10 protein-coding genes are annotated in these 10,986 nt (G+C 67.0%); 9 read left to right on the top strand and 1 reads right to left on the bottom strand.

The features are described 5' to 3' along the window. Positions 1 to 56 precede the first annotated feature (56 nt). Positions 57 to 1,670, top strand: coding sequence for an AMP-binding protein (locus PAA8504_RS19015; RefSeq protein ID WP_108895781.1), 1,614 nt, complete (start codon positions 57 to 59; stop codon positions 1,668 to 1,670). Between the two features lie 42 nt (positions 1,671 to 1,712). On the opposite strand, the gene PAA8504_RS19010 is transcribed toward PAA8504_RS19015, so the two are convergent. Further along, positions 1,713 to 2,807, bottom strand: a complete 1,095-nt coding sequence (locus tag PAA8504_RS19010; RefSeq protein ID WP_108895724.1) for a zinc ABC transporter substrate-binding protein — start codon at positions 2,805 to 2,807, stop codon at positions 1,713 to 1,715. Positions 2,808 to 2,893: 86 nt separating this feature from the next. Here PAA8504_RS19010 and PAA8504_RS19005 point away from each other — a divergent pair, with 86 nt between their 5' ends. The 8 genes from PAA8504_RS19005 to PAA8504_RS18970 all read left to right on the top strand — a co-directional run bounded on the left by PAA8504_RS19005 (position 2,894) and on the right by PAA8504_RS18970 (position 10,830). Then, positions 2,894 to 3,370 carry a transcriptional repressor gene (locus PAA8504_RS19005; RefSeq protein ID WP_108895723.1) on the top strand — a complete coding sequence of 159 codons (477 nt, stop codon included), beginning with the start codon at positions 2,894 to 2,896 and terminating at the stop codon, positions 3,368 to 3,370. After that, entirely contained in the window at positions 3,352 to 4,140 is a 789-nt protein-coding gene (locus PAA8504_RS19000) for a metal ABC transporter ATP-binding protein (protein ID WP_370739709.1), read from the top strand. Before PAA8504_RS19005 ends, PAA8504_RS19000 begins: the two co-directional genes overlap by 19 nt. Further along, positions 4,137 to 4,934 carry a metal ABC transporter permease gene (locus tag PAA8504_RS18995; protein ID WP_181375876.1) on the top strand — a complete coding sequence of 266 codons (798 nt, stop codon included), beginning with the start codon at positions 4,137 to 4,139 and terminating at the stop codon, positions 4,932 to 4,934. The genes PAA8504_RS19000 and PAA8504_RS18995 overlap by 4 nt, the downstream gene beginning before the upstream one ends. A 73-nt stretch (positions 4,935 to 5,007) precedes the next feature. Continuing rightward, a complete protein-coding gene (locus PAA8504_RS18990; RefSeq protein WP_108895722.1) occupies positions 5,008 to 5,241 on the top strand; it encodes an AbrB/MazE/SpoVT family DNA-binding domain-containing protein in 234 nt (77 codons plus the stop codon). Between the two features lie 17 nt (positions 5,242 to 5,258). After that, positions 5,259 to 5,633 (top strand): type II toxin-antitoxin system VapC family toxin, encoded by a 375-nt coding sequence (locus PAA8504_RS18985; RefSeq protein WP_245897697.1) that lies wholly within the window; start codon positions 5,259 to 5,261, stop codon positions 5,631 to 5,633. Between the two features lie 85 nt (positions 5,634 to 5,718). Next, on the top strand, positions 5,719 to 7,521 hold the full coding sequence (locus PAA8504_RS18980) for an ABC transporter ATP-binding protein (protein WP_245897696.1): 1,803 nt from the start codon (positions 5,719 to 5,721) through the stop codon (positions 7,519 to 7,521). Then, entirely contained in the window at positions 7,505 to 9,865 is a 2,361-nt protein-coding gene (locus tag PAA8504_RS18975; protein WP_108895720.1) for an alginate lyase family protein, read from the top strand. The genes PAA8504_RS18980 and PAA8504_RS18975 overlap by 17 nt, the downstream gene beginning before the upstream one ends. Then, a complete protein-coding gene (locus PAA8504_RS18970) occupies positions 9,862 to 10,830 on the top strand; it encodes a glycosyltransferase family 2 protein (protein WP_108895719.1) in 969 nt (322 codons plus the stop codon). Before PAA8504_RS18975 ends, PAA8504_RS18970 begins: the two co-directional genes overlap by 4 nt. Positions 10,831 to 10,986 lie beyond the last annotated feature (156 nt).

Raw genomic sequence — 10,986 nt, 5'->3', positions numbered from 1 at the left:
AGGTTCCGGGCCACCAACATGGAGTGGACCGAATGCCTGACCGGTCTTTCGACGACATGCTGGGCCCCTCGGCCCACGTGGACACCTTCACCCGCGACAACCTGCCCCCGCCGGACCAGTGGCCCGACTTCCTGCTGGACAGGTTCGACTATCCCGACCGGCTGAATATCGGGGTCGAGCTGACGGACGCCATGGTCGCGCGCGGCCACGGCGACCGCGTCGCCCTGATCGGCAACGGGCGGCGGCGGACCTACAAGGAGCTGGCCGACTGGACCAACCGCCTGGCCCATGTCCTAGTCGACGATCTGGGCGTGAAGCCGGGCAACCGGATCCTGATCCGATCGGCCAACAACCCCGCGATGGTGGCCGTCTGGCTGGCCGCGACCAAGGCCGGGGCGGTCGTGGTCAACACCATGCCGCTGCTGCGCGCGGGCGAGCTGGGCCAGATCGTCGACAAGGCGCAGATCGAATTCGCCCTGTGCGACACCCGCCTGATGGACGAGATCGCCACCTGCGCCAAGACCAGCCAGTACCTCAAGACCGTCGTGGGCTTCGACGGCACGCTAAACCACGATGCCGAGCTTGACCGCCTGGCTTTGGAAAAGCCCGTGCAGTTCGACGCGGTGGACACGGGCCGGGACGACGTGGCGCTTCTGGGCTTCACCTCGGGCACGACCGGGTCGCCCAAGGCCACGATGCATTTTCACCGCGACATCCTGATCATCGCGGACGGCTATGCGAAGGAAGTGCTGAACGTTACCCCCGACGACATCTTCGTCGGATCGCCCCCCTTGGCCTTCACCTTCGGGCTGGGCGGTCTGGCGGTGTTCCCCCTGCGCTTCGGCGCCGCCGCGACGCTGCTGGAATCTGCCTCGCCCCCCAACATGATCGAAATCATCGAGACTTACCGCGCCACGGTCTCGTTTACCGCGCCCACCGCCTACCGCGTGATGCTTCGCGCGATGGACGAGGGCGCGGACCTGTCGAGCTTGCGCGCCGCCGTCTCGGCCGGGGAGACTCTGCCCGCCCCCGTCTATGACGAATGGATTGAAAAGACCGGCAAACCCATGCTCGACGGGATCGGCGCGACTGAGATGCTGCACATCTTCATCTCGAACCGGTTCGATGACCATCGCCCCGCCTGCACCGGCAAGCCCGTCACGGGCTACGAGGCAAAGATCGTGGACGAGGACGGCGCCGAGGCCCCGCGGGGCACCGTGGGACGGCTGGCCGTCCGGGGGCCGACGGGGTGCCGGTATCTGGCCGATGACCGGCAGGTGAAATACGTTCTGGACGGCTGGAACATCACCGGCGACGCCTTCACCATGGACGAGGACGGCTATCTGCACTTCGCCGCGCGCAACGACGACATGATCCTGTCGTCGGGCTACAACATCGCGGGGCCGGAGGTCGAAGCGGCCCTTCTCTCCCACGATGCCGTGGCCGAATGCGCCGTCGTCGGCCAGCCGGACGAGGATCGCGGCGCGGTGGTCGCTGCCCATGTGGTCCTTTCCGAAGGGCACACGGGCGACGAAGTGCTGGCCAAGACCCTGCAGGATTTCGTGAAAGCCACCATCGCGCCCTACAAGTATCCCCGCATCATCCGGTTCATCGACGCACTGCCCAAGACCGAGACGGGCAAGATCCAGCGCTTCCGCCTGAAGGATTGAGGGATCGGGCGCGTCCCCGCGGGCGCGCCCGAACGCCGGGCCTCAACCCTTGCAGGCGGCGATCTGATCCGCGATCGAGTGCAGTAGATCGGGATAGAAGTCCGGGCCGGTGTCGATATCCATCCCCAGCGGGTCGATCACGCCGGAACGCCCCTCGGTCCCGTCCAGCACGACGCGGACCATGTTCTGGTTGAACTGCGGCTCGGCGAATACGCATTCGACCCCCAGCGCCTCGACCGTGTCCTGCACCTCCTCGACCCGGGCGGGGCTTGGATCGCTTGCATCGCTCAGCGCGATGGCCCCGACGGCCTCGTAATCGAAGCGGGCCTCGAAATAGTGGTAGGCGTCGTGGAACACCACGAAGGTCAGCGGCCCGATCCGGTCGAGGGTCTCGCGCACGTCTTCAGAGGCGGCGTCGATCTCCTGCTGGCCGGCGGCGGCGTTGCTGCGATAGGTCTCGGCGTTCTCGGGGTCCAGTTCCGACAGCTCCGCGGCGATCACGTCCAGCCAGGCCTTGCCGTTCTCGGGGTCCAGCCAGGCATGGGGATCGACGCCCTCGTGTGCATGCCCTTCCCCGTCATGGGCATGGTCCGCGTCCTCATGATCGTGGTCGTGCTCTTCCTCGTGGTCGTGCTCGGCCTCGTCATGCTCGTGATCGTGCCCGTCCTCGTGCCCCTCTGCGTGCTCGTGGTCCTGCGCATCCTCGCCATCGTCGTGGTCATCATGCGCCTCGGCGTCATGGTCTTCGTCTCCATGGTCGTGGGCCTCGAAGGTCGCGCCTTCGCGGAACTCCAGGGTCCGGGTGCCCTCGGCGTCCAGAAGGCCGGTGACGACCGCGTCGCCTGCCAGCGTCTCCAGCGTGCGGCCCAGCCACGACGTCAGCTCGGGCCCGATCCAGAAGACCGCGTCGGCCTGTTCGACCGCCCGCGCTTCGGACGGGCGCATGGAATAGCCGTGGGGCGAGGTGCCGGGCTGCACGATCAGCTCGGGCGTGCCGACGCCTTCCATGACGCGGGCGACCAGGCTGTGGACCGGCGCGATATCGGCGGCCACGGCAGGCACGTCGGCGGTTGTCACCGTGGCCGAAACGGCGGCCAGGACACCGCCGGCTATTGATGATCTAAGGGGCGTGGACATCGAAAGCTCCTGTGATTATATAACAGTTCGACACCGACTAGATGATACAGTATCACATATCAAGCCCGTTCCGTCCGGAGGTCCGCATGTCCAGCCAGGCATTCGAGAAGCACGACCATAAAAGCTGCATCGCCGAAGGCGTGGCGGCGGCGGCAAGCTATTGCGCGGACCAAAAGCTGCAATTCACCAAGACCCGGCAGCGCGTGCTGGAAATCCTGCTGTCCGAGCACAAGGCCATCGGTGCCTACGAGATCCTCGACATCCTGCGCGCCGAAGGGCTGGGATCGCAGCCGCCCGTCGCCTATCGCGCGCTGGAGTTCCTGACCGCCCACGGCTTCGCCCACCGGATCGAGCGTCTGAACGCCTTCGTGGCCTGCACCCATTTCACCGGCGGCCACACGCCCGTCTTCCTGATCTGCCGGTCTTGCGACCGCGTGGTCGAGGCGGGATCGGACCCCACGCGCGGCGAACTGGGGCGCGCCGCGTCCGAGGCCGGGTTCGTCATCGAACGCGCCGTGCGCGAGGCCGAGGGGCTGTGCCCCTACTGCGTGGACGCGGCCTGATCGTGGCCCCGACCCTTGTTCATGCGCACGACCTGACGGTCGAATACGGCGGCACCACCATTCTGGACCGCGTCAGCCTCAGCGTCACGCGGGGCGAGATCGTGACCATCGTGGGCCCCAACGGCTCGGGCAAGTCGACCCTGATCCGCGCGATCCTGGGCGGCGTGACCCCCGGCCGCGGCTGGGTGGAAAAACCGCGCGGCCTGAAGATCGGCTATGTCCCCCAGCGCCTGGTGCTGGACCCCACCCTGCCGATGACGGTCGAACGGTTCCTGAGCCTGCCGCGCCGCGTTTCGAAGGCCCGCGCCCAGGACGCCCTGGAACGCGCGGGCGTGCCGGGTATCGGCAAACGGCAGATGTCGGTCCTGTCGGGCGGCCAGTTCCAGCGCGCGCTTCTGGCCCGCGCGTTGCTGGAGACACCCGACCTGTTGATTCTGGACGAGGCGACGGCCGGCCTGGACCAGCCCGGATCGGCCGCGTTCTATCGCCGGATCGAGGAAGTCCGGGCCGAGACCGGCTGCGGCGTGCTGATGATCAGCCACGATCTGCACGTGGTCATGAGCGCGTCGGACCGCGTCGTCTGCCTGAACGGCCATGTCTGCTGCGAAGGCACGCCCGACGTCGTTGCCGCGGCCCCCGATTACCGCCGCCTGTTCGGCGAGGGGACGAAGGGTGCGCTGGCCCTGTATCGCCATACGCACGACCACAGCCACGGGCACGACCACGGCCACGCGCATCACGAACCTGCAGACCGGGACGCCGCCGAATGATCCTCGACGATTTCATGACACGCGCGGCACTGGCCGGCATCGGCACCGCGCTGGCCGCAGCACCCTTGGGCTGTTTCGTCGTCTGGCGGCGCATGGCGTATTTCGGCGACGCCACCGCCCATGCCGCGATCCTGGGCGTCGCGCTGTCGCTGGCCCTTTCACTTCCGGTCTTCGCGGGGGCGCTGGTGGTCGCGCTGGTGATGGCGACAGCGGTCTCGCTGATTTCGGGGCGTGGCTATGCGATGGACACGCTTTTGGGGGTCATGGCGCATTCTGCGCTGGCCATCGGCCTCGTGGGGGTGTCGTTCCTGTCGAACGTGCGCATCGACATCATGGCCTATCTGTTCGGCGACATCCTGTCGGTGTCGAGGGTGGATCTGGCCGTCATCTGGGGCGGCGCGCTTCTGGTTTTGGCGCTGATCGGCTGGCGCTGGTCCGCGCTTCTGACCGCGACGCTGAACCCCGACCTCGCCCGCGCCGCCGGGGTAGATCCAAAGCGCGAGCAGCTGGTCCTGACCCTTGCGCTGGCGCTGGTCGTCGCCGTGGCGATCAAGGTGGTGGGCGTGCTTTTGATCACGGCCCTTCTGATCATCCCCGCGGCCACCATCCGCCCTTTCGCGACCACGCCCGAGCGGATGGGGATCCTGGCCGCGCTGGTGGGGATGGCGTCGGCGTTCGGCGGCCTTCGCGCCTCGTACAGCTTCGACGCGCCGACGGGTCCGACCATCGTCTGCGTCGCGGCCCTTCTGTTCCTTTTGTCCACGGTGGTGTCCGGGCTGCGACGGTCCGCGTAGGCGCCCTTGTCATGCGAACCGCAGCGCCTTACCTTTCCGGTCATCGCATTGCAATTTCCGGGGACGTAAGGATATGATGGAATCGGGCGTCACCGCCAAGGGGCAGACCACCCTGCCCCGCAAGGTGCGGCAATTGCTGGACCTGCATGCGGGCGACCGCGTCCGCTATGTCGTTCTGGATCATGGCGAGGTCCGGGTGTCCAAGCTGCGCCCCGTGTCCGAGCTGGCCGGTTGCCTGAAGGCGCCCCGCGCCGTCACGCTGGACGATATGGACGAGGCCATCGCATCGGGCGCGTCGCGGGGGTGATCGGCCTTGATACCAATGTGCTGGTCCGTTTCCTGGTCGAGGACGACCCGGATCAGGGCCGCGCGGCCCGCGCCCTGTTCGATCGCCTGACCGAGGCCGATCCGGGCTTCCTGTCGCGCGAAGTGATGATCGAGACGGTCTGGGTGCTGGAACGCGCCTATCGCTTCGACAGGGCGCAGATCTCCGGCGCCCTTTCGGGACTGCTGGATGCCGCCGAGCTTGTGATCGAGGCGGGCGAGGATATCGCGCTGGCTTTGGAACGCTATCGCAAGGGCGGACCGGGGATGGCCGACCACATGATCCGGATCGCCGCCGACCGCGCCGGGTGCGACACCGTCTATACCTTCGACCGGAAGGCCGCGGCGCAAGGCGACATGACGCTGCTGACCTGATCCGAACGCCCCGCCAGCGGTATCGCAATTCGCCGCGACATGACATAGATGTCGGTTCCACGGACAAGACACACGAGGTCCCGTATTGAAATCCATCAGACGCGCGCTCGCGGCCCTGTTCTCGGCCGATGAAAAGCGGCAGGAGATGCTGCGCCGTCTGCTGACCGAACAGGCGGCCTCGCAGCGGAAATGGTATGCCATCGCCATCGTCGCGATGATCGTCGTCGCCGCAACCACGGCGATGACGGCCCTTCTGATGGAATATATCGTCTACGCGCTGACCGCCTATGACAATCGCAGCATGGTTTTCCTTGTGGCTGGCGCCGTGGCCGCGACTTTCACCGTCAAGGGCATCGCGAACTATGCCCAGACGGTCGCCCTGTCGCGGGCCGGCAACCGGATCATCGCCGACCAGCAGGAGGACCTGTACGGCAAGCTGCTGAAGAACGGCGTGTCCTTCTTCAACAGCCAGGAATCCTCGAACATCCTGATGCGCCTGACCTCGGGGGCCTCGGCGGCGCAGAAGGTGATCGAGCTGATCGTCGCCTCGATTAGCCGCGATGCCCTGATGCTGATCGGGCTGTTGGGCGTCATGGTCTATCAGGCGCCGTTCCTGTCGGTCTTCGCGCTGGTCGTCGGCCCCATCGCCATCCTGGGCGTGCGGGGACTGGTGCGCCAGATCCGCGACATCATGCGCAGCGAACAGGCCTCGACCGCCGAGATCATGAAGGTCGTGCAGGAGACGTCGAAGGGCATCCAAGTGGTCAAGGTCTTCTCGCTCGAGGGCGAGATGCAGGGCCGGATGGGCGCCGCGGTGCGCAACGTCGAACACCGCCGCAACGCCATCGCGCGGATCGGCGCGGTCACCAGCCCCCTGATGGAGACGCTGGCCGGCTTCGCCATCGCCGGAATCGTTGCGGTCAGCGCCCTTTCGCTGTTCGGCGGAGAACCCACGACCGCGGGCGAACTGATGTCCTTCATCACCGCCTTCATGATGGCGTATGAGCCCGCCAAGCGCCTCTCGAAGGTCCGCGTCACGCTGGAGGCGGCCATGGTTCGCGTGCGCATGATGTTCGAGCTTCTGGACTATGACGAGCCCCTGATCGAGGCGCCCGACGCCACCGTGCTTCAGCCCGGCCCGGGCACCGTCCGCATGCGCGGCGTCAGCTTCGGCTATGGCGACCGGCCGGATGTGCTGAAACGTCTCGACATGGAATTCCCCGCGCGCAAGACAACCGCGCTGGTCGGCCCCTCGGGCGGTGGGAAGTCGACGATCCTGAACCTGATCATGCGCCTCTACGACCCCAAGGATGGCAAGATCACCATCGATGGGCAGGACATCCGCGCCGCCACCTTCGCCTCGTTGCGCGAACGGATCTCGTTCGTGGGGCAGGACACGTTCCTGTTTTCCCGCACCGTGCGCGAGAACATCCGCTTTTCGCGCCCAGACGCCACGGATGCCGAGGTCGAGGCTGCCGCACGCGAGGCCAATGCCCACGATTTCATCTCAGCGCTCGACAAGGGCTATGACACCGAGGTGGGCGAGAACGGCATCTTCCTGTCGGGTGGGCAGCGCCAGCGCCTTGCCATCGCCCGCGCGATCCTTCGTGGCTCGCAGATCCTGCTGCTGGACGAGGCGACCAGTGCGCTGGATGCGACCTCCGAGGGGCTAGTGAAAGAGGCGTTGGCCCGGCTGACCGGTCGCACGACAACCATCGTCATCGCGCACCGGCTGTCGACCATCCTCGAGGCCGACCATGTCTATGTGATCGAGGATGGCGAGGTCGCGGAAAGCGGCGCGGTGCAGGATCTGCTGCGCAACCAGGGCCCGTTCCGCAGCCTGTTCGATCAGCAGTTCGAGGGGCTCAGCCATGCCGCCGCCGAATAATCCACGCAAATCCGCGTCGGACCTGTTCCACACGGCCAAGGGGCGATTCCGTCGCGCCGGCCGGGCCGAGCAGGCGGCGTGGATCGCGGGGATCGTCGTGTCGTCACCGGTGACGGTGCCCGTGTTCCTGGGCGTCACGGTGGCCAAGGGAAAGCTGTTCCGACGGCGCAAGCGGCGCGCGCCCCGCTTCGTGCAGGCGACCGCCCTGCCCCCCGCCATTCCGTCCGACCCCACGGTCGAGGCACAGATGGCGGCTGAACCCGATACGTTCTGCCTTGTGCGCGTGATCGGCAACGACCTTCCCCCGCGTCACAAGATCGGCCAGGCGCGCGAGAACCTCGACTTCGTCCTGCGCCACGAGCCCGCGTTCGAGGCGTGCGAGAAAGTCTGGATCGTCAACCGCATCGTCGATCGGGTGGAAGAGGCGCAGATCATCGCCCGTCTGAAGGATGCCGGGCAAGACTTCCATGTCATCCCCTTCGATCCCGACGAATACGCGCAGGCCCCCTTGAATTTCTCGCGGTTCGGGATGCAACAATTCCTGCTGTCGGACGCCTTCCACAGCTTGGAAGACGACGCGCAGACCCGCGCGATCCTGCAGATCCACCGTCGGCGCAACGCCTATGTCATGCACAATAACGGCGCGCGGAACGCCGCGCTCGAGATCGGGGCGGCGCGGGCGAAATGGGCTTTGCCCTTCGACGGCAATTGTTTTCTGACCAATGCCGATTGGGAGCGTTTGCGCCGCGACATCGCCGCCGCCCCGGATCGGCAGTATGTCTTAGTCCCCATGGCGCGGCTTGGCACCAACGACGCAGCGTTGGACGACATGCGCCCCGAGGATGCCGGGGAAGAGCCGCAGATGGCCTTCCGCCGCGACGCGCCCCTTCGGTTCGACGAGGCGCATCCCTACGGGCGTCGCCCCAAGGTCGAGCTGTTCGCCCGTCTGGGGATCGAGGGGCCGTGGACCTATTATCCGAACGATCCCTGGGATCTGCACAGCGGGCCGGTCGATGCGGGTGCCCATCGCGTGGGGCGCGCGGGGATGGTGCGCCGCCTGGCGTCGGGCCGCGTCGATCTCGAAGCCGGGGGCCGCGATGCGTTGCGCTCGCGCGGTACGGCCCGCGCGTCCGCGATCCGGTCGCGACTGGCCGAGGCCGACCGCCTGATGCTGAATCATCGCGGCTATGACCCGCGCAAACCGGTCTTCTTCGATCCGGCCCACCTTCGCGCGCCGACGCCCGCCACGGCGGACGCCATCCGGGCCGCCGCCACGACAGCCATGGCCCGCGGCCCCCATGCCGTGACCGACAAGACCGAGCGTCCCCCCTCGGGCAACCCGCACGACTATTTCCACCCTGCGCCCTATTGGTGGCCCAATCCGAAAAAAGCCGACGGCCTGCCCTATATCCAGCGCGACGGTGAACGCCTGCCCGGGACCGAGATGTTCAGCCCCGACAGCCACAAGTTCGACCGCACCCGCTTTCAGATGCTGGGCGACGACGTGGTCGCCTGCGCGCTGGCCTGGACGGCCTTCGAGGATCGCGCCGCGCGCAATCATGCGATCCGGCTGGTGCGCGTCTGGTTCCTGGACCCCGAGACGGCGATGACCCCGAATCTGCGAATGGCGCAGGTCCGGTGCGGGCACAACAATGACGAGGGCGCCGCCACCGGCATCATCGAGTTCAAGGACCTGGCCTTCCTTCTGGACGCCGTGCGACTGATCGACGATTCCGAGCTGACCGCCGGGCTGTCGGACTGGCTGCGGCGTTATGCCGACTGGTTGCTGACCTCGCCCCAGGGGCGGAAGGAACGGCGCGCGCCCAACAATCACGGGCTGTATTTCGACCTCCAGCTTGCCGCCATCGCAGCCTTCCTGGGCGAGACGGAGATGCTGCTGGATTGCTACATGCACTCGATCGGTCGCGTCGAAGGACACTTCGATCCGACCGGCGCCCAACCGCACGAGCTGACGCGCACGCTGACCCAGCATTACTGCGCCTTCACCCTGCAAGGCTGGATGACGCTTCTGCATCTGTATCGCGGCTGCGGCCTGCCGATCCATGCCCAGCCCGAAATGGCGCGGATCGACAGGGGGCTTGCGTGGTTCTGCGCGCATCGTGGCACCAAATGGCCCTATCCCCAGATCTCGGAGTTCGACACCGATCGCTATGCGCCTATCACGCTGATGGCCGCCGACCTGCAGCTTGCCGCCGACATCCCGCCCGGTGATGCCGCGATCGCCGAGCGGCGCCCCTGCTTTCATCCCCATGACGGGGTACCGCCGTTCTGGCCCCTGATGCTCGCCCCGCTCGCGGTGCCCCAGCCGGAGCCTGCGGAATGACGCCGCCGCTGTCCGTGACCGTGGCCGCGCTGACCCGGCGGCGGCCGTTGATGCTGGCGAACCTGATCGACAGCTTCGCGGCGCTCCGGATTCCCGAAGGCTGTACGGTCCGCTTCCTGATCGTCGAGAACGACACCGATCCCCTGTCCCGCGACACGGTCGCGCATCGCGCCCCCCTGCCCGGCGGCGCGCTGGACTACGTGCTCGAGCCCGAGCCCGGCATCCCCTTCGGCCGCAACCGCGCCGCGAAGGAGGCCATCGCCGCCGGTCATGACCTGCTGGCCTTCGTCGATGACGACGAGGTCGTGGCCGAAGACTGGCTGGTGAACCTGATCGCCGGGTACCGCCAAAGCGGCGCCGTGCTTCTGGGGGCCCCGTTGGGCATCCATCCGCCGCAGAAGGATCTCAGCTGGATCCAGGTGAAGATGCATGACTGCATCCGCCGTCGATACGCGAAGAAGGCCACCCGCGCCGCCAGGCGGGCGGACCTGACCGGCACGCCGGGTGTCACCATCGTCACGAACAACTGGCTGGGCGAGACCGGTCTCTTCGCCGAGCATGGCATCTGGTTCGACGAGGCGATGCGCTATACCGGCGGAACGGACGCGAAGTTCTCGGCCCAGGTGAAGGAGGCCGGATTGCCCACCGCCTGGATCGCCGACGCCCATGTCCACGAGATCGTGCCGCCCGAACGTCTCAGCTTCGGCTATCAGTTCGCCCGCGGACGCGATCAGTCCAACACGAATTTCCGACGCAAGATCGACGGCAATCCGGCGGCGCGCTGGACTGTTCTGGTGACCGTGCCGCTCAAAGCAGTCAGCGCCCTGGGCCTTGCAGTGGCCCTGGTCCCGACGAATGGCGCGACGATGCTGGATCTGGCCCGCACGACCGGCTGGATCGCCGGGCGCCTAGGCGCGATTGCCGGCGCGAGATCCGACCTCTATCGCCAGACGACGGGGCATTGACGAAAACCGTTTAAATCTGAACAGTTAACCCATTGTTCACCGGTCCCCTATAACCACTTCGATCGTCCCATCTGAGGGGCTTTGGGAAGGGGACCGGGGTCGCGACCGCGCTGGCGGAACGACCGTCGACCGGGCGTGGTGGCCGACTCCGGGGCG

Origin of the sequence: Palleronia abyssalis (assembly GCF_900302445.1) — a bacterium.
GTDB lineage: Bacteria > Pseudomonadota > Alphaproteobacteria > Rhodobacterales > Rhodobacteraceae > Palleronia > Palleronia abyssalis.
The sequence above is the reverse complement of the archived record's forward strand: the minus strand, read 5'-3'. Positions and strand labels throughout refer to the sequence as shown.